The following is a 17,360-nucleotide window of genomic DNA, read 5'->3' as shown; positions in this document are numbered from 1 at the left end:
GCCATTTGTAACCGGCCGTCACGCCGGGTCCTACATGCGGGCAATGCGGCCCTGCGCTGCCCGCCGGCTCAGGCGCGCGGCAAGGTCACACTGGCATGCAGGCCGCGGCCGTCCTCGCCGCTGTCCAGCCGCAGTTCGGAGCCCAGCAGCTGCGCATAGCGCGCCACGATGGACAGGCCCAGCCCCGCGCCCTGGCCCAGCTTCTCGCCGTCGCGGCCCTGGGCCCAGCGCTGCATCAAGGCTTGGCGTGCCGAAGCCGGGATGCCGGGACCGTCGTCGATGACGGCCAGCACGCAGGCATCGCGCGCGGGCGTGTCGTGCAACGCGATGGTCAGCGTGCGGCCGCCGTAGCGCAGCGCGTTGTCGACCAGGTTGTCCAGGATGCCTTCGACGAGCGCGGCATCGGCCCAGACCGTGAAGTCGTCCTCGCCGGCCTCGTCCAGGCCGCGCGCGCCCAGGTCCACGCCGCGCGCGTCGGCCTTGTCCAGGTGGCGCACGATGGTCTGGCCCACGAGCGGGCCCAGCGCCAGGCGTTCGCGCTGGAGCACGAGCTCGCCCTCGTCGGCCAGGGCCAGGTCCAGCAGCTGGTTGACGAGCCGGCCGGCGCGCTCGGCGCTGCTGGCGATCTGCTGCAGCTGCTGGCGCGAGACCGCGGTGCCCGGGTGGGCCAGGCCGTAGTCGGCCAGCGCGCGGATGCCGGCCAGCGGCGTGCGCAATTCGTGCGCCACGTTGCCCGCGAACTCGCGCTGGGCACGCACGTTGCGGCCCAGGCGCTCGAACAAGGCGTTGACGGCCTGGCCGACCTCGTCGATCTCCTGCGTGGACGGGGACAGCGGCACGGGCGAGAGATCCTGCGCATGGCGGTGCGCAAGCGCGGCCTGCAGCTGGCTCAGCGGTGCCAGGTCGCGCTGGATGCCGCGCCATAGCCAGATGGCGAGCATGCCCAGCAGCACCAGCAAGGGCAGCGCGCCGAACACCAGCAGGCGCTGCACCAGGGCGCCGCGGATGCGCGTGGTGTGGGCCATCACGACGTGGTAGTCGGCGCCGTCCACGGTGTGGCGCAACACCACGGCGCGCACGGGCTGGTCCTTGTAGGCGGTGTTGCCATAGACATGGCCTTCGGCCTGGGCCGGCAACGGCATGGGTGGCAGCGGCTCGCCGGCCAGGCGCGTGCCGTCGGGCCGCAGCACGCTGAAGTACACGGCTTCGGCCTGGTCGAACAGTGCGGCCGTGAGCTCGCTGCTGGTCAGGTGCAGCACCACCTGGCCGTCGGGCGCGGGGCCGACCTGCGAGGCGATGGAGTAGGCGTCGTCGAGCAGCGCGCGGTCGAAGGCCTGCTCGGTGAAATAACTGGCCACGCCCAGCGTGGCGACGGTGCCGATCAGCCAGATCAGCACCAGCGGCAGCATCACGTGCTGCAGCATGCGGACGCGCAACGAGGGCGCAGCCGCGGCGCCCATGCTCAAGCCTCGGGCTCCAGCAGATAGCCGATGCCGCGCAGCGTGCGGATGGCCGCGCCGCTGCCGACGAGCTTCTTGCGCAGGCGCGAGATGAAGGCCTCCAGCGCGTTGTCGCCCAGTGCGTCGTCGAAGCCCGAGAGCTTGTCCGACAGCGTGCGCTTGTGCACGGCGTGGCCGGGCGGGCTCATGAGTTCCCACAGCACCTCGAACTCGCGCGCGGGCAGGTCCAGTGGCGCGTCGCCCACGCTGAAGCGGCGCGCGCGCCGGTCCAGCTGCAGCCGGCCCAGCGTGGCCACGTCGTCGGTGCCGATGGCGCGGCGCACCAGTGCGCGCAGCCGGGCCTCGACCTCGGCCAGGTCGAAGGGCTTGCCCAGGTAGTCGTCCGCGCCGGCGTCCAGGCCGGCGATGCGCTCTTCGGTGCGGTTGCGCGCCGTGAGCACCAGCACCGGCGTGCGGTCGCCCCGCGCGCGCGCCTCGCGCAGCACCGCCAGCCCCGAGCCCATGGTGCTGCCGGCGCGCGCATGCTGCGGCAGGTTCAGGTCGAGCAGCACGGCGTCGAAGGGCTGCACGCGCCACAGGTGGGCGGCGTCCTCCACGCTCTCGGCCGGGTCGACGCGGTGGCCCGCGTGCTCCAGGCTGCGCGCCATGACCTCGCGCAGCACGGCGTCGTCTTCAACCAGCAGGATTCGCATGGAGGCCGAGGCTAGCAGATGGCGCGTTCATGCCGGAGCCTGCTCCGCGCGTTCCAGCTGACGCCTGGAACGCAGCGTGGCGCGCACGGTGGACCACACCGCCCACAGCAGCATGGCGCCGGTGACGGCCAGCAGGCCGGCGCTGATGGGCCGGTCGATGAACACCATCGGGTCGCCACGCGAGAGCAGCAGCGTGCGGCGCAGGTTTTCCTCCAGCATCGGCCCCAGGATGTAGCCCAAGAGCAGCGGCGCCGGCTCGAAGCGCAGCACCATGAGCGCATAGCCCATGATGCCCAGCACGGCGACCGAGAAGATGTCGAAGGTGTTGTTGTTGACGCTGTAGACGCCGAGCGCCACGAACACCAGGATGGCCGGGTACATCCACGCGAACGGGATGCGCAGCAGCGCAACCCACAGGCCGATGGTCGGCAGGTTCAGCACCACCAGCATGATGTTGCCGATCGCGAAGCTCACCACCAGGCCCCAGAACAGCTGCGGCTGCTCGCTGATGAGCATGGGGCCGGGCTGGATGCCGTGGATGATCAGCGCGCCCAGCATCACGGCCATGACCGCGTCGCCCGGAATGCCCAGCGACAGCGAGGGCACGAAGGCTGTCTGCGCTGCAGCGTTGTTCGCCGATTCGGGGGCCGAGATGCCCTCGACGGCGCCACGGCCGAAGCGGCTCGGGTCCTTGGCGACTTTCTTCTCGATGGCGTAGGCCATGAACGCCGCGATCGACGGGCCCACGCCCGGCAGTGCGCCGAGCGCCGCCCCCAGCGCCGAGCCGCGCGCCATGGGCTTGACGGTGGCGCGGAACTCCTCGCCGCTGGGCGCCATGGACTTGAGCGTGACCTTCTCGGGCTTGCGGTTCATGTCGGCCGAGTTGATGCAGCGCACCACCTCGGCCACGCCGAACAGGCCCATGGCCAGCGCCACGAGGTTGATGCCGTCCATGAGCTCGGGCACGTCGAACGAGAAGCGCGCCACGCCCGAATTCACGTCGGTGCCAACCATGCCCAGCAGCAGGCCGAACACCACCATGGCCAGGCCCTTGGCGGCCGAGCCCGCGCTCATCGACGAGGCCGCGACCAGGCCCAGCACCATCATCGAGAAGAACTCTGCCGGGCCGAACTTCAGGCCCATCTCGGAAATCGCGGGCGAGAACAGCACCAGCAGCACCAGGCCCGACATCGCGCCCGCCAGCGAGGCGATGGTGGTCACGAACAGCGCCACGCCGGCCTTGCCGTTCTTGGCCATGGGGTAGCCGTCCAGGCAGGTCACGGCCGAGGACGGTGTGCCGGGCAGGTTCAGCAGGATGGAGGCCGTGGAGCCGCCGTACTGCGCGCCGTAGTAGACGCCGGCCAGCATGATGATGGCCGCCGTGGGCGGCATGTGGTAGGTCAGCGGCAGCAGCAGCGAGATGGCGGCCAGCGCGCCGATGCCGGGCAGCACGCCGACCACGGTGCCCAGCAGCACGCCGCCGAAGCAGTAGAGCAGGGTGCTGGGCTCGGAGGCGACTTGCAGGCCGAGCCAGAGGTTCGAAAGTAGTTCCATGTCAGTCCATTGCGCGCCGTGTCACTCGCGGTGCACGAGGGCGTCTTGTGGGCAGCGGTTCAGAAGGCCGCGGAGCAGGCCATGCGAGTGCACCCGCGGGACCGGCTCTGCCGGACCGCTGGGTGCGCCCCTGGAGGGGGATGGGATGGCTGCACGAAGTGAGCCAGCCAAACGGGGTGGTCCTATGCACTCCAGGGCCACAGGGGGAGGATCATCTGTAGACCCACAGGAAAAATGAGCGTGGTCAGCAATGCCACCACGGCGCACACTGTCAGGCGGGTGCGCAGCGCCATCGCCGAAGGCACGAGCGAGAGCAGCGCCGCGAGGAACGAGGACAGCACCAGACCCAGCGGGTGCAGCGCGAAGGCGAAGGCCAGCAGCGCGGCGATGCTCCACAGCAGGTTGTTCCACTGCACCGTGATGCCTGTGCCGCGCCGCCACCAGGCGGGCAGCGCGACCAGCAGGCCCAGCACGGCGAGGGTCCAGCCCAGCACGACGGGAAAGTAGCCCGGGCCCATGCGGGCGGCCGTGCCGAAGGTGTAGCGCTCGCCATAGAGCGCGAAGAAGAGACCGGCGGCGGTCATCAGCAGTCCGCCGACCAGATCGTGGATGTCTCGGGTGGTTTTCATGGAGGCAGGGGAGCACGCGGCCCCGAAGTGGAACGGGCCGGTACGCACTCGCGCACCGACGCAGCCACGCAGAGGGCATGGCTGTGCGGCGAGCGTAAGAAGCGCTAGCTGACGGCTGGCTGATCCGCCGGCATGGTCCGGGTATTCCAGCCGCTCAGGTGGCGTTCAGCGAGGTCGGCCAGGGCGCGGGCCCAGGCCGGGCTGTCGTTCAGGCAGGGGATGTAGTGGAAGGCCTCGCCGCCGGACTCGAGGAAGGCGGCGCGCCCTTCCATGTTGATCTCTTCCAGCGTCTCCAGGCAGTCCCCCGGAAAGCCCGGGCACATCACGTCGATGCGCCGCGTGCCTTGTTGCGCGAGCGCGCGCAGCGTGGGTTCGGTGTAGGGCTCCAGCCATTTGGCGCGGCCGAAGCGCGACTGGAAGGTCAGGCGGTATTGCTGGTCCGTGAGGCCCAGCCGCTGCGCGAGCAGCCTGGCCGTGGCCTGGCATTGCACCTGGTAGGGGTCGCCCAGCGCGATGTTGCGCGCTGGGATGCCGTGAAAGCTCATGAGCAGCAGCTCGCCGCGGCCGTGCTGCGCCCAGTGGCGCTGCACGCTGTCGGCCAGCGCGCCGATGTAGCCCGCGTCGTCGTGGTAGTCGGCGACGAAGCGCATCTCGGGCACGCGGCGCTGCCGCTGGCTCCAGGCGGCGACGGCGTCGAGCACGCTGGCCGTGGTGGTGCCCGAATACTGCGGATAGGCCTGCAGCACGAGCAGGCGCGTGACGCCCCCGGCGGCCAGCGCGTCGAGCTGGGCCGCGATGGCGGGCTGGCCGTAGCGCATGGCGTAGTGCACTTCCAGCCGGTGGCCGCGTTCGGCCAGCAGGCTGCCCAGGCCCCCGGTCTGCTGCTCGGTCCAGACCTTCAGGGCCGAGCCCTCGGGTGTCCAGATGCTTGCGTATTTCGCGGCCGACCTGGCCGGCCGCACGCGCAGGATGATGCCGTGCAGGATGGGCCACCAGGCCAGCCTGGGAATCTCCACCACGCGCGGGTCGGACAGGAACTCGGCCAGGTAGCGCCGCACCGCGGGGGCGGTGGGTGCGTCGGGGGTGCCGAGGTTGCAGTACAGAACGGCGGTCTTGCCAGGGGCATCGAGGGCGGCGGGCGCGGGGCGGGAGGGCATTGCGCTATTCTCGGCCACCCATGCTGCAGACCCACAAAGTCCGGGCCATCACGCTCGACCTGGACGACACCCTCTGGCCGATCTGGCCCACCATCGCCAAGGCCGAGAAGGCGCTCGGCGCCTGGTTCGAAGGCCACGCGCCGGCGACAGGCCGGTTCTGGAGTGATGCCGAACGGCGCCGCCTGCTGCGCGAGCAGGTCCTGCAGGAGCATGAACACTTGGCGCACGACATGGCCTTCCTGCGGCGCGAATCGATTCGGCGCGCACTCGTGCAGGCCGGCGACGACGAGGCGCTGGCGGCCACGGCGTTCGAGGTCTTCATCGCCGTGCGCCATGAGGTCGAGTTGTACGAAGATGCCCTGGAGGCGCTGGAATTCCTGGCCGCTCGCTTCCCGCTGGTGGCAGTGTCCAACGGCAATGCCGACCTGGGTCGCATCGGCCTCATGCCGCATTTCCGCGCTGCGTTCAGTGCCGCCACGTTCGGCGTGGGCAAGCCCGACGCGCGCATCTTCGTGGCCGCCGCCGAGGCGGCGGGCGTGCCGGCCGAGGCGGTGCTCCACGTCGGCGACGACGCGCTGCTCGACGTGCTGGGTGCGCATGCCGTGGGCATGCAGACGGCCTGGATCAACCGCGGCGAACACCCGTGGACGCAATCCGTGCAGCCGCACGCAAGCCTGACGGACCTGCGCGGGCTCTGCGCGTTGTTCAGCTGAGTCCGGCCAGAGCTTCGCGCGCGCTGCGCACCGCGCCTTCGATGGTGCCGGGATAGGGGCCGGCCACGTACTCGCCGCAGGCCGCCAGGCCAGCCGCGATCTGCAGGCCGGGCCGTTGCAGGCCTGGCGTGCAGGCGAAGGTGGCGCGCTTTTCGACGATGGTCACGACGGGCTGCAGGTCCGCGAGGCCCAATTGCGTGCGGCCCTGGTCGATCACCTGCTGCTGCAGCGCCTCGCGCGTGCCGCGGCTCACGCTCACGACGAAGGCCAGCAGGCCGTCCTCGCCCAGGTGGCGGCGGTCGAACACGAACTGGGCGGGCGTGCCCGCCAGCGCCACCATGGGCCGCGGCAGGCGCGTGGCGCTCGTGGCGTAGACGGTGGTGATGGGTTCGAAGTGCAGCGCCTCGGCCTGGGCCAACCAGGCGCCGGCGGCGCAGCCGGCCATGCGCACCAGGCGCGCAGCTTCCCAGGAAGGGCAGGCCAGCAGCACGCGGTCGAAGGCTTGGCCGCCGACCTGCCACTGGGCGCCGTGGCGCGCCAGCAGGTGGACGCGTGCGCCCAGATGCACGGTCTGGCCGTGCGCCTGCAGCCATGCCATGGCGGGCTCGGGGAACAGCGCGCCCAGCGGCCGGCGCGGGATCAGCAGGTTGGAGCCGCCGCGGCCGCCCAGCAGCGAATCCTGCAGCACACGCAGGAACACGCTGGCGCTGGCCTGGTCGGCCGCCGTGTTGAGGGCCGACAGGCACAGCGGCTCGACGAAGGCCTGCTGCACGCGCGCGGGCAGAGCGGCGCAAAGCTGGGCCACCGTGGTCTGTGGCGCACAGCGAAAGCCCGCCAACTGCCAGCGCGTGGTGGCTGCCAGCAGCGCGGCCTTGTCGCGCCAGCCCCAACCACGCGCGCCCAGGATGCCGGCCAGCGCGTCCCAGGGCGGGGCGCGGTCGGGCAGGGCGATGCCGCTGCCGTCGGGCCCGCGCAGGTCCAGCGGCAGGCGCAGCAGGGCCTGCGCGGGGTCCACGCCGACGGTGCGCATGAGGGCAAGCGTCTCGGTGTAAGCGCCGATCAGGATGTGCTGGCCGTTGTCCAGCGTGAGCGTGCGGCCGTCATGCGCGTGCACCACGCTGCGCGCGCGGCCGCCGGCCTGGCGGGAAGCTTCGAAGACGGCGACCTGGTGGCCGGACGCGGTGGCGTGAACGGCGGCCGCCAAGCCGGCCCAGCCGGCGCCGACGATGGCGAGCTTCACGGCCGAGCGCCGGGCCGCCCCAAGCCGGCCGTGCCTCCCGCCCGGGGGGTGGAGTGGCACGACCGCAGGGAGTGCAAAGCCGCGCGGCTCATAACCTGCCCAGTGCCTGGACCTTCCACGCCAGCCAGAACTTGCGCAGCGGCGTGAGCGCGATGCGCTGGTGGAGCACGGCGAAGTCGTCGCGTTCGATCTCGCGCAGCAGCGTGCGGTAGATGCTGGCCATCATGAGACCGGGTTTCTGCGCGCGCCAGTCGGCGGCGGGCAGCAGCGCCAGCGCCTGGTCGTACAGCGCATGGGCGCGCTCGGCTTGAAAGCGCATCAACGCGACGAAGCGCTCGGAATGCTGGCGCTTGAGCAGCTCGTGCGCCTTGACGTCGAAGCGCTGCAGCTCGTCGATGGGCAGGTAGATGCGCCCGCGCATGGCGTCCTCGCCCACGTCGCGGATGATGTTGGTGAGCTGGAAGGCCAGGCCCAGGGTGTGGGCGTACTGCGTCGTGGCCTCCTGGGTCTGGCCGAAGATGCGCGCCGAGACCTCGCCGACCACGCCGGCCACCAGGTGGCAATAGCGCTTCAGGCCGGCGAAATCGAGGTAGCGCGTCTGCTCCAGGTCCATCTGGCAGCCCTCGATCACGGCCTGCAGCTGGCGCTCTTCGATGCCGAATTGCGGCGCGAGCGGCATCAGCGCCTGCATCACGGGATGGCTGGGCTGGCCAGCATAGGCCTTGGCGACCTCGGCCTGCCACCAGGCCAGCTTGGTCCGTGCGACGCTGGGGTCGCTGACCTCGTCGACCACGTCGTCGACCTCGCGGCAGAAGGCGTAGAAGGCGGTGATGGCCGCGCGGCGCGGCTTGGGAAGAAACAGGAAGGCGTAGTAGAAGCTGCTGCCCGAGGCCGCTGCCTTCTGCTGGACGTACTGTTCCGGTGTCGTTGTCATGGGGGGCGATTGTCCACGGCCTGGTTGTTCATCCATGCATGCGCCAGGCGCGCCAGAGCAGCCGGGGTCCATCGGTTTTGTGGAGTTTCGGGCGCTCACGCCAGCTGGCATGGTCCAACGCGGCGATCTTGTCCAGGATGGCCAGGCCGCCCTGCACCACGAGCCGCAGTTCCCACCCCATGCGGCCGGGCACGCGGTGCACCAGCGGTGCGCCCTCCAGCATCAGCGCGCGGGCCCATTGCACCTGCTCGGCCACCAGCGCACGCACGGGTGCGGCCTGCGTCGTGCCGTGCGCGGCGCAGCGGTCCTGCGGCAGGTAGTAGCGGCCGCGCGGCAGGTCCACGCTCAGGTCCTGCCAGAAATTGATGAGCTGCAGCGCGTTGCAGATGGCGTCGCTCTGGCGCAAGGCCTCGCGGTCCTCGATGCCGTACAGGTGCAGCACCAGCCGGCCCACCGGCGCAGCGGATCGGCGGCAGTAGTCCAGCAACTCGGCGCGGTCGGCGTAGCCGGCGCCGGCCGCGGTCTTGCGCACGTCCTGCATGAATGCGTCCAGCAGGTCGTCCAGCGGGGCGAACGGCAGCCGGTGCCGGGACCGGGCGGCGTCCAGCGGCGCAAACACGCCGGGCCAGCGGCCGGACAGCGGCTGCCCTGCATAGAGCGCGGCCAGATCGGCCCGGTACTGCGCAAGCCGTTGCAGGCGGCTGCCCGCGTCCTCGTCGCCTTCGTCGGCGATGTCGTCTCCGGTGCGCGCGAACCAGTAGATCGCCGCCACGGCAGGGCGCAGCGCTGGTGGACAAAGCCAGGACGCGACGGGGAAGTTCTCGTAATGTGTAACGCTCGGCGCAACAGCCGGCGCGCTTTGGGGCCTTGCACGCATGTGCGCCGGATTTTCGCTGTGTTTTCCGCGCCAATTTGGAAGCGCGCTTGGTTGACAATGCGCAAACAATTCTCCTAGATTACTAACCCATCAGTCAGTAGTGGGCCTGGGGAGCGGCGACGCGCGGGCCCCGGAGCGCTAGATCGGGGCTTCCCAATGTCAAACCAGCCGAGGCGCGTGCGCCGTTTTCCCTGGCCGTGCGCGGCTGTCCTGGTCGTGGCGGCTGGGTTGGCGGGCTGCAGCAAGCCGCCAGCCGAGCCCGAGCCGGTGCGCTCCGTCAAGCTGCTGACCGTGGCACCGGCCGCGTCGACCTTCGGCATGGAGTTCGCGGGCGAGGTGCGCCCACGCATCGAGTCGCGGCTGGGCTTCCGGGTGGCCGGCAAGATCGTGCGCCGCAGCGTCGACCTGGGCCAGACCGTGCGTGTGGGCCAACTGCTGGCCGAGCTCGATGCCCAGGACTTGCGGCTGGCCGCCGATGCCGCGCGCGCCCAGGTGGCGGCGGCCCAGACCAACCGCGACCTGGCCCTGGCCGACCAGAAGCGCTACAGGGAACTGCGCGCCCAGAACTTCATCAGCGGCGCCGAGCTGGAGCGCCGCGAGTCGGCCTACCAGGCGGCGCAGGCCCAGCTCGACCAGGCCAAGGCCCAGCTGGCCGCCCAGGGCAACCAGACCGACTACGCGCGCTTGGTGGCCGACGTGGCCGGCGTGGTGACCGGCATCGAGGCCGAGCCCGGGCAGGTGGTGGCCGCCGGCACGCCGGTGGTGCGGCTGGCGCAAAGCGGTGTGCGCGACGTGGTGTTCTCGGTGCCCGAGGACCGCGTGGCCGCCGTGGCGGTCGGCTCGCCGGTCGAGGTGAAGCTGTGGAACTCGGACGAGGTGCTGGCCGGCAAGGTGCGCGAGGTGGCGGCCAGTGCCGACGCGGCCACGCGCACCTTCCAGGTCAAGGTGGCGCTGGACACCAAGACGCCGCCGCCGCTGGGCACCACGGTCACGGTGGCGCCCAAGGCCTTGAGCAGCGGCGGCGTGCCCGTGATCAAGCTGCCGACCAGCGCCTTGCGCCAGGACGCCGGCACCGGCCAGACCTCGGTGCTGGTGCTCGACGAGGCCAGCATGACGGTGCGCGCGCAACCCGTGACCATCGCCACGGCGGACGGCAACGATGCGGTGATCAGCTCCGGCGTGCAGCCCGGCATGCGCGTGGTGGCGGCTGGCGTGCACGTGCTGACACCGGGGCAAAAGGTCACCGTTTACCAGCCGCGCGTGGGCGGCGACAAGGCCGGCGCCCCCGCCACCGCTGCTTCCTCACCGCGCTGAGCCGACGATGAGCGAACCGAATTCCATGGACCAGCCCAAGGCTGGCTTCAACCTCTCGCGCTGGGCGCTCGACCACCCGGCGCTGACGCGCTACCTGATGGTGGTGCTGATGCTGCTGGGTTTCGCCACCTACTTCCAGCTGGGGCAGGACGAAGACCCGCCGTTCACATTCCGCGCCATGGTCCTGCGCACCTACTGGCCCGGCGCCACGTCCCAGCAGGTGGCCGAGCAGGTCACCGACAAGCTCGAGCGCACGCTGCAGGAGGTGCCCTATGCCTTCCGCATCCGCAGCTACTCCAAGCCGGGCGAGTCGCAGATCATCTTCGAGCTCAAGGACAACTCGCCGCCCAAGGACGTGGCCAACCTCTGGTACGTGGTGCGCAAGAAGATCGGCGACATGCAGTACCAGCTGCCGCAGGGCGTGATCGGGCCGTTCTTCAACGACGACTTCGGCGATGTCTATGGCGTGATCTACGCCCTGTCGGCGGACGGCTTCAGCTACGCCGAACTCAAGACCTTCGCCGACGATGCGCGCCAGACCCTGCTGCGCGTGCCCGACGTGGCCAAGGTCGAGCTGTTCGGCGTGCAGGACGAGAAGGTCTTCATCGAGGTCTCGCAGCGCCGCCTGGCGCAACTGGGGCTGGACTTCAACCAGGTGCTCGAGCAACTGCGCCAGCAGAACGCGGTGGCCAGCGCCGGCGCCATCCAGACGCCGCTGGACGTGGTGCAGGTGCGCGTGACGGGCCAGTTCGGCGCGGTCGAGCAACTGCGCGACATGCCGATCCGCGGGCCCTCGGGCGCGCAGCTGCGCCTGGGCGACATCGCCGAGATCCGGCGCGGCTATGTCGATCCGCCCACCGTGAAGGTGCGGCACGACGGGCGCGAAGTCATTGCGCTCGGTGTGTCCATGACCAAGGGCGGCGACATCATCCGCCTGGGCAAGGCGCTCAAGGCCGCGTTCGCCGACATCGAGAAGGGCCTGCCGGCCGGCGTGCACCTGGCCCAGGTGCAGGACCAGCCCAGCGCGGTGTCCAACTCGGTCAACGAGTTCGTCAAGGTGCTCATCGAGGCCGTGGTCATCGTGCTGGCCGTGAGCTTCATCTCGCTGGGCTTCCACCGGCGCCCGGGCGAGCACGGCCTGCTGCGCCGCTACTACATCGACATCCGGCCGGGCCTGGTGGTGGGCATCACGATCCCTCTGGTGCTGGCCGTGACCTTCCTGGCCATGTGGTATTGGGGCATCGGCCTGCACAAGATCTCGCTGGGCTCGCTGATCATCGCCCTGGGCCTGCTGGTGGACGACGCCATCATTGCGGTGGAGATGATGGTGCGCAAGATGGAGGAGGGCTACGACAAGGTGCGTGCCGCGACCTTCGCCTACGAGATCACGGCCATGCCCATGCTGACGGGCACGCTGATCACGGCCGTGGGCTTCCTGCCCATCGGCATCGCCAAGTCGGTGACCGGCGAATACACCTTCGCGATCTTCGCGGTGACCGTGATCGCGCTGGTGCTGAGCTGGTTCGTCTCGGTGTACTTCGTGCCCTATCTGGGCACGCTGCTGCTCAAGGCCCAGCCCCACCATGGCGCAGGCGCCGAGCAGGGCCAGCCGCACGAGATGTTCGACTCGGGCTTCTACAACGCCTTCCGCAGGTCGGTGAACTGGTGCGTGGCGCACCGCTGGCTGACCATCCTGGCCACCGTCGGCGTGTTCGCGCTGGGCATCGTGGGCATGGGCAAGGTGCAGCAGCAGTTCTTCCCCGATTCAAGCCGGCCCGAGATCCTGGTGGATCTGTGGCTGCCCGAGGGCTCGTCCTTCGCCGCCAACGAAGCCGTCGCCAAGCGTGTGGAGCAGCGGCTGCGCCAGGAGCAGGGCGTGCGTTCGGTCACGCTGTGGGTGGGTTCGGGCGTGCCGCGCTTCTATCTGCCGCTGGACCAGGTGTTCCCGCAGACCAACGTCTCGCAGTTCATCGTGCTGACCGAGTCCGTGCCGGTGCGCGAGCGCCTGCGCGTGGCCCTGCCCAAGCTGCTGGCCGAGGAGTTTCCCGAGGTGCGCGGCCGCGTCAAGCTGCTGCCCAACGGGCCGCCGGTGCCGTACCCGGTGCAGTTCCGCGTGGTCGGCTCGGACCCGCAACTGCTGCGCCAGCGCGCCGACGAGGTCAAGGCCGCCATGCGCGAGAGCCCGAACACGCGCGGCGTGAACGACAACTGGAACGAGTCGGTCAAGACCGTGCGGCTGGAGATCGACCAGGCCAAGGCGCGCGCGCTCGGCGTGACCAGCCAGTCCATCGCCCAGACCGCGAACATCGCGCTGACCGGCACCACCGTGGGCCAGTTCCGCGAGTACGACAAGCTCATCGACATCGTGCTGCGCCAGCCGGCCAGCGAGCGCGCGCTGATCACCGACATCGTCAACGCCTACGTGCCGACCGCGTCGGGCCGGGCGATCCCGCTGACCCAGATCGCCACGCCGGTGTTCAGCTGGGAGCCGGGCGTGATGTGGCGCGAGAACCGCGACTACGCCATCACCGTACAGAGCGACGTGGTGGAAGGCCTGCAAGGCGCCACCGTGACCGAGGAGCTGCTGCCCAAGTTGCGCGCGCTGGAGGCCCAGTGGAAACAGCAGGGCCCGGGCGGCTATGCGGTGCAGGTGTCCGGTGCGGTGGAGGAGAGCAGCCGCGGCTCCTCGTCCATCGCCGCGGGCGTGCCCATCATGCTGTTCCTGACCTTCACGCTGCTGATGCTGCAGCTGCAAAGCTTCAGCCGCGCGATGCTGGTGTTCCTGACCGGCCCGCTGGGCATCGCCGGCGTGGCCGGCGCGCTGCTGCTGCTGAACCGGCCGTTCGGCTTCGTCGCGCTCCTGGGCGTGATCGCGCTGATGGGCATGATCCAGCGCAACTCGGTGATCCTGATCGACCAGATCGAGCAGGACCGCGCGCGCGGCGTGCCGACCTGGGACGCCATCGTGGAATCGGCCGTGCGCCGGCTGCGCCCCATCGTGCTGACCGCACTGGCGGCCGTGCTGGCCATGATCCCGCTCTCGCGCTCGGTGTTCTGGGGCCCGATGGCCGTGGCCATCATGGGCGGCCTGATCGTCGCCACGGTGCTCACACTGCTGTCGCTGCCGGCGATGTATGCAGCCTGGTTCCGCGTGAAGAAGCCCACCGACGAGGAGCGCGCCCGGGCGGCGGCACTGGGCGTCTGAGCGGCGCAGGCCGCCCGCGCAAGTGGCTCGGCGCGACCGGCTAAAATGGCGGGTTGACCGAGACTGCGCGGGTGGCGAAATTGGTAGACGCACCAGGTTTAGGTCCTGACGCCAGCAATGGTGTGGGGGTTCGAGTCCCCCCCCGCGCACCACACCCCTATTTCTTTTACCCGAGACCACCATGGCCGTTACCGTTGAAAACCTCGAAAAGCTGGAGCGCAAGATCACCCTGTCGCTGCCGGTGGATGTGATCCAGAACGAGGTCAACAACCGCCTCAAGAAGCTGGCGCGCACCGTGAAGATGGACGGCTTCCGTCCGGGCAAGGTGCCGATGAACGTCGTCGCCCAACGCTATGGCTACTCGGTGCACTACGAAGTCATGAACGACAAGGTGGGCGAGGCGTTCTCGGCCGCGGCCAACGAGGCCCAGCTGCGCGTGGCCGGCCAGCCGCGCATCAGCGAGAAGGAAGGCGCGCCCGAAGGTGAAATCGCGTTCGACGCGGTCTTCGAAGTCTTCCCCGAAGTGGTCATCAACGACCTGTCCACGGCCGAGATCGAGCGCCTGTCCGCCGAAGTGACGGACGAAGCCATCGACAAGACGCTGGACATCCTGCGCAAGCAGCGTCGCAGCTTCGCCCAGCGTGCCCAGGACGCCGCCGCCGCCGACGGCGACCGCGTGACGGTCGACTTCGAAGGCAAGATCGACGGCGAGCCGTTCCAGGGCGGCAAGGCCGAGGACTTCCAGTACGTGGTCGGCGAAGGCCAGATGCTCAAGGAGTTCGAAGACGCCGTGCGCGGCATGAAGGCCGGCGAGAGCCGCACCTTCCCGCTGGCCTTCCCGGCCGACTACCACGGCAAGGACGTGGCCGGCAAGCAGGCCGATTTCCTGGTCACGGTCAAGAAGATCGAAGCCGGCCACATGCCCGAAGTCGACGACGCGCTGGCCAAGTCCCTGGGCATCGCCGACGGCACGGTGGCCGGCCTGCGCGCCGACATCCGCAAGAACCTGGAGCGTGAAGTCAAGTTCCGCCTGCTGGCCCGCAACAAGCAGGCCGTCATGGACGCGCTGCTGACCAAGGCCGAGCTGGACCTGCCCAACGCCAGCGTGCAGGCCGAGATCGGCCGCATGATCGAGAGCACGCGTGCCGACCTCAAGCAGCGCGGCCTCAAGGACGCCGACAAGGCGCCGATCCCCGAAGAGATCGTGCGTCCGCAGGCCGAGCGCCGCGTGCGCCTGGGCCTGGTGGTGGCCGAGCTGGTGAAGAAGAACGCGCTGATGGCCAAGCCCGAGCAGATCAAGGCCCACATCGACGACCTGGCTGCCAGCTACGAGAAGCCGGAAGACGTGGTGCGCTGGTACTACGGCGACCGCCAGCGCCTGGCCGACGTGGAAGCCGCCGTGATCGAGAACAACGTGACCGACTACGTGCTGGCCCAGGCCAAGGTCACCGACAAGGCGATCGGCTTCGACGAACTGATGGCGCAGCAGGGCTGATGCCCCGGTGGGCCTTGCGTTGCACCGCAAGGCCCCCACTTGATGCTTGCCAACCCAATTTCCGGAGAAAACATGGCCATCCACAACAGTTCGCTCGAGACCCAGAACCTGGGCATGGTTCCGATGGTGATCGAGCAGTCGGGCCGCGGCGAGCGTTCCTACGACATCTACTCGCGCCTGCTGAAAGAGCGCGTGATCTTCCTGGTGGGCGAAGTCAACGACCAGACTGCCAACCTGGTGGTGGCGCAGCTGCTGTTCCTGGAGAGCGAGAACCCCGACAAGGACATCTCGTTCTACATCAACTCGCCCGGTGGCAGCGTGACGGCCGGCATGGCCATCTACGACACCATGCAGTTCATCAAGCCCGACGTGTCCACGCTGTGCGTGGGCTTCGCGGCCAGCATGGGTGCCTTCCTGCTGGCGGCCGGTGCCAAGGGCAAGCGCTTCTCGCTGCCCAACTCCAAGATCATGATCCACCAGGTGCTGGGCGGCGCCCGCGGCCAGGCCACGGACATCGAGATCCATGCGCGCGACATCCTGCGCACCAAGGACCAGATGAACAAGATCATGGCCGAGCGCACCGGCCAGCCGCTGGACAAGGTCAAGCACGACACCGAGCGCGACTACTTCATGACGGCCGACGAAGCCAAGGACTACGGCATCGTCGACCAGGTGATCTCGCGCCGGCCCTGATCCGGCTCCCGCGACAGCCGCGCGGATTGCGCGGAGAACGGCGCCTTTTTTGGTGGAAGGCGCCGTTTTTCGTTTGGTTATCATTGCCCAACGTCTTTTAGAAGGCATTGCCCCATGGCCGAGAAAAAAGGCTCCTCCAGCGAAAAGACCCTGTACTGCTCGTTTTGCGGGAAGAGCCAGCACGAGGTGAAGAAACTCATCGCAGGACCGTCCGTGTTCATCTGCGACGAGTGCATCGACCTGTGCAACGAGATCATCCGCGACGAGGTGCCCGCCGCCGGCGAGGCGCGCGAGGGCCGGGGCGACCTGCCGACGCCGCTGGAGATCAAGAACAACCTGGACAACTATGTGGTAGGCCAGGAGGTCGCCAAGCGCACGCTGTCGGTGGCGGTCTACAACCACTACAAGCGCCTGCGCTACAAGGACAAGGCCAAGAAGGACGAGGTCGAGCTCTCCAAGAGCAACATCCTCCTGATCGGCCCCACGGGTTCTGGCAAGACGCTGCTCGCGCAGACGCTCGCGCGCATGCTGGACGTGCCCTTCGTGATGGCCGACGCTACCACGCTGACCGAGGCCGGCTACGTCGGCGAGGATGTGGAGAACATCGTCGCCAAGCTGCTGCAGAGCTGCAACTACGACGTCGAGCGGGCCCAGCGCGGCATCGTCTACATCGACGAGATCGACAAGATCTCGCGCAAGTCCGACAACCCCTCGATCACGCGCGATGTGTCGGGCGAGGGCGTGCAGCAGGCGCTGCTCAAGCTCATCGAAGGCACCATGGCCAGCGTGCCGCCGCAGGGCGGACGCAAGCACCCGAACCAGGACTTCCTGCAGATCGACACGACCAACATCCTGTTCATCTGCGGCGGCGCGTTCGCGGGCCTCGAGAAGGTCATCGAAAGCCGCCAGGAATCGTCCGGCATCGGCTTTGGTGCGGCGGTCAAGAGCAAGCAGGAGCGGGCACTGACCGAGGTGTTCCGCGAGGTCGAGCCCGAAGACCTGATCAAGTTCGGCCTGATCCCCGAGCTGGTCGGTCGCATGCCGGTCGTCGCCACGCTGGCGGAGCTCAGCGAAGACGCGCTGGTGCAGATCCTGACCGAGCCCAAGAACGCGCTCGTCAAGCAGTACGCCAAGCTCCTGTCGATGGAAGACGTGGACCTGGAGATCCGCCCCGCGGCGCTCAAGGCCATCGCCCGCAAGGCGCTGGCGCGCAAGACCGGCGCACGCGGCCTGCGCTCCATCCTCGAGCTGTCGTTGATCGACACGATGTTCGACCTGCCGAACCAGACCAACGTCGACAAGGTGGTCGTGGACGAGTCCACCATCGAAGAGAACAAGGCGCCGCTGCTGGTCTACCGCGAAGCGGCCAAGAAAGCCTGACCGTGCGGCCGGTGTCC

At 69.3% G+C, this 17,360-nt stretch carries 14 protein-coding genes and 1 tRNA gene; 7 read left to right on the top strand and 8 right to left on the bottom strand.

The window, feature by feature from the left end; all coding sequences use genetic code 11:
- Nucleotides 1-68: 68 nt before the first annotated feature.
- From IE209_RS15305 to hemH, 5 genes are all read right to left on the bottom strand, one after another.
- Nucleotides 69-1,460, bottom strand: a complete 1,392-nt coding sequence (locus IE209_RS15305) for a sensor histidine kinase (protein ID WP_189687887.1) — start codon at nucleotides 1,458-1,460, stop codon at nucleotides 69-71.
- Nucleotides 1,461-1,462: 2 nt separating this feature from the next.
- On the bottom strand, nucleotides 1,463-2,152 hold the full coding sequence (locus IE209_RS15300) for a response regulator transcription factor (protein WP_189687820.1): 690 nt from the start codon (nucleotides 2,150-2,152) through the stop codon (nucleotides 1,463-1,465).
- Between the two features lie 27 nt (nucleotides 2,153-2,179).
- Nucleotides 2,180-3,706 carry a tripartite tricarboxylate transporter permease gene (locus IE209_RS15295; RefSeq protein WP_189687819.1) on the bottom strand — a complete coding sequence of 509 codons (1,527 nt, stop codon included), beginning with the start codon at nucleotides 3,704-3,706 and terminating at the stop codon, nucleotides 2,180-2,182.
- 182 nt (nucleotides 3,707-3,888) lie between these two features.
- The gene (locus IE209_RS15290) at nucleotides 3,889-4,335 is read right to left on the bottom strand and encodes a tripartite tricarboxylate transporter TctB family protein (protein ID WP_189687818.1); all 447 of its coding nucleotides are present in this window, start codon (nucleotides 4,333-4,335) and stop codon (nucleotides 3,889-3,891) included.
- A 104-nt stretch (nucleotides 4,336-4,439) separates the two neighbouring features.
- The gene (gene hemH, locus IE209_RS15285) at nucleotides 4,440-5,492 is read right to left on the bottom strand and encodes a ferrochelatase (protein ID WP_189687817.1); all 1,053 of its coding nucleotides are present in this window, start codon (nucleotides 5,490-5,492) and stop codon (nucleotides 4,440-4,442) included.
- Nucleotides 5,493-5,512: 20 nt separating this feature from the next.
- Here hemH and IE209_RS15280 point away from each other — a divergent pair, with 20 nt between their 5' ends.
- Nucleotides 5,513-6,205 carry an HAD family hydrolase gene (locus IE209_RS15280; protein WP_189687816.1) on the top strand — a complete coding sequence of 231 codons (693 nt, stop codon included), beginning with the start codon at nucleotides 5,513-5,515 and terminating at the stop codon, nucleotides 6,203-6,205.
- On the opposite strand, the gene hpnE is transcribed toward IE209_RS15280, so the two are convergent.
- From hpnE to hpnC, 3 genes are all read right to left on the bottom strand, one after another.
- Complete coding sequence (gene hpnE, locus IE209_RS15275) at nucleotides 6,198-7,445, bottom strand: hydroxysqualene dehydroxylase HpnE (RefSeq protein ID WP_189687815.1); 1,248 nt, start codon at nucleotides 7,443-7,445, stop codon at nucleotides 6,198-6,200. The two genes, IE209_RS15280 and hpnE, sit on opposite strands and share 8 nt — an antisense overlap.
- Before the next feature lie 88 nt (nucleotides 7,446-7,533).
- Nucleotides 7,534-8,379, bottom strand: coding sequence for a presqualene diphosphate synthase HpnD (hpnD, locus tag IE209_RS15270; RefSeq protein WP_189687814.1), 846 nt, complete (start codon nucleotides 8,377-8,379; stop codon nucleotides 7,534-7,536).
- A 28-nt stretch (nucleotides 8,380-8,407) separates the two neighbouring features.
- Nucleotides 8,408-9,256 (bottom strand): squalene synthase HpnC, encoded by an 849-nt coding sequence (gene hpnC / locus IE209_RS15265; RefSeq protein ID WP_189687813.1) that lies wholly within the window; start codon nucleotides 9,254-9,256, stop codon nucleotides 8,408-8,410.
- 156 nt (nucleotides 9,257-9,412) lie between these two features.
- On the opposite strand from hpnC, the gene IE209_RS15260 reads away from it, so the two are divergent.
- From IE209_RS15260 to clpX, 6 genes are all read left to right on the top strand, one after another.
- Nucleotides 9,413-10,570, top strand: a complete 1,158-nt coding sequence (locus IE209_RS15260) for an efflux RND transporter periplasmic adaptor subunit (RefSeq protein WP_189687812.1) — start codon at nucleotides 9,413-9,415, stop codon at nucleotides 10,568-10,570.
- A 7-nt stretch (nucleotides 10,571-10,577) separates the two neighbouring features.
- Nucleotides 10,578-13,775 carry an efflux RND transporter permease subunit gene (locus IE209_RS15255; protein ID WP_229882867.1) on the top strand — a complete coding sequence of 1,066 codons (3,198 nt, stop codon included), beginning with the start codon at nucleotides 10,578-10,580 and terminating at the stop codon, nucleotides 13,773-13,775.
- A 65-nt stretch (nucleotides 13,776-13,840) separates the two neighbouring features.
- Nucleotides 13,841-13,927 (top strand) — tRNA-Leu (locus IE209_RS15250).
- A gap of 29 nt (nucleotides 13,928-13,956) precedes the next feature.
- The gene (gene tig / locus IE209_RS15245; RefSeq protein ID WP_189687811.1) at nucleotides 13,957-15,270 is read left to right on the top strand and encodes a trigger factor; all 1,314 of its coding nucleotides are present in this window, start codon (nucleotides 13,957-13,959) and stop codon (nucleotides 15,268-15,270) included.
- Nucleotides 15,271-15,342: 72 nt separating this feature from the next.
- A complete protein-coding gene (gene clpP, locus IE209_RS15240; protein WP_189687810.1) occupies nucleotides 15,343-15,963 on the top strand; it encodes an ATP-dependent Clp endopeptidase proteolytic subunit ClpP in 621 nt (206 codons plus the stop codon).
- Between the two features lie 114 nt (nucleotides 15,964-16,077).
- Complete coding sequence (gene clpX / locus IE209_RS15235; RefSeq protein ID WP_189687809.1) at nucleotides 16,078-17,343, top strand: ATP-dependent Clp protease ATP-binding subunit ClpX; 1,266 nt, start codon at nucleotides 16,078-16,080, stop codon at nucleotides 17,341-17,343.
- The last annotated feature ends 17 nt before the right edge of the window (nucleotides 17,344-17,360 follow it).

It is taken from the genome of Pseudorhodoferax aquiterrae (assembly GCF_014652235.1).
GTDB classification, from domain to species: Bacteria; Pseudomonadota; Gammaproteobacteria; order Burkholderiales; family Burkholderiaceae_C; genus Pseudorhodoferax; species Pseudorhodoferax aquiterrae.
Note: the sequence above shows the minus strand (reverse complement) of the source record. Positions and strands in the feature narration are given on the sequence as shown.

Coding starts and splice junctions, on each gene's coding strand:
- IE209_RS15305 (WP_189687887.1), bottom strand. CDS start 1,460: ATGGGCGCCGCGGCTGCGCCCTCGTTGCGCGTCCGCATGCTGCAGCAC.
- IE209_RS15300 (WP_189687820.1), bottom strand. CDS start 2,152: ATGCGAATCCTGCTGGTTGAAGACGACGCCGTGCTGCGCGAGGTCATG.
- IE209_RS15295 (WP_189687819.1), bottom strand. CDS start 3,706: ATGGAACTACTTTCGAACCTCTGGCTCGGCCTGCAAGTCGCCTCCGAG.
- IE209_RS15290 (WP_189687818.1), bottom strand. CDS start 4,335: ATGAAAACCACCCGAGACATCCACGATCTGGTCGGCGGACTGCTGATG.
- hemH (WP_189687817.1), bottom strand. CDS start 5,492: ATGCCCTCCCGCCCCGCGCCCGCCGCCCTCGATGCCCCTGGCAAGACC.
- IE209_RS15280 (WP_189687816.1), top strand. CDS start 5,513: ATGCTGCAGACCCACAAAGTCCGGGCCATCACGCTCGACCTGGACGAC.
- hpnD (WP_189687814.1), bottom strand. CDS start 8,379: ATGACAACGACACCGGAACAGTACGTCCAGCAGAAGGCAGCGGCCTCG.
- hpnC (WP_189687813.1), bottom strand. CDS start 9,256: ATGCGTGCAAGGCCCCAAAGCGCGCCGGCTGTTGCGCCGAGCGTTACA.
- IE209_RS15260 (WP_189687812.1), top strand. CDS start 9,413: ATGTCAAACCAGCCGAGGCGCGTGCGCCGTTTTCCCTGGCCGTGCGCG.
- IE209_RS15255 (WP_229882867.1), top strand. CDS start 10,578: ATGAGCGAACCGAATTCCATGGACCAGCCCAAGGCTGGCTTCAACCTC.
- tig (WP_189687811.1), top strand. CDS start 13,957: ATGGCCGTTACCGTTGAAAACCTCGAAAAGCTGGAGCGCAAGATCACC.
- clpP (WP_189687810.1), top strand. CDS start 15,343: ATGGCCATCCACAACAGTTCGCTCGAGACCCAGAACCTGGGCATGGTT.
- clpX (WP_189687809.1), top strand. CDS start 16,078: ATGGCCGAGAAAAAAGGCTCCTCCAGCGAAAAGACCCTGTACTGCTCG.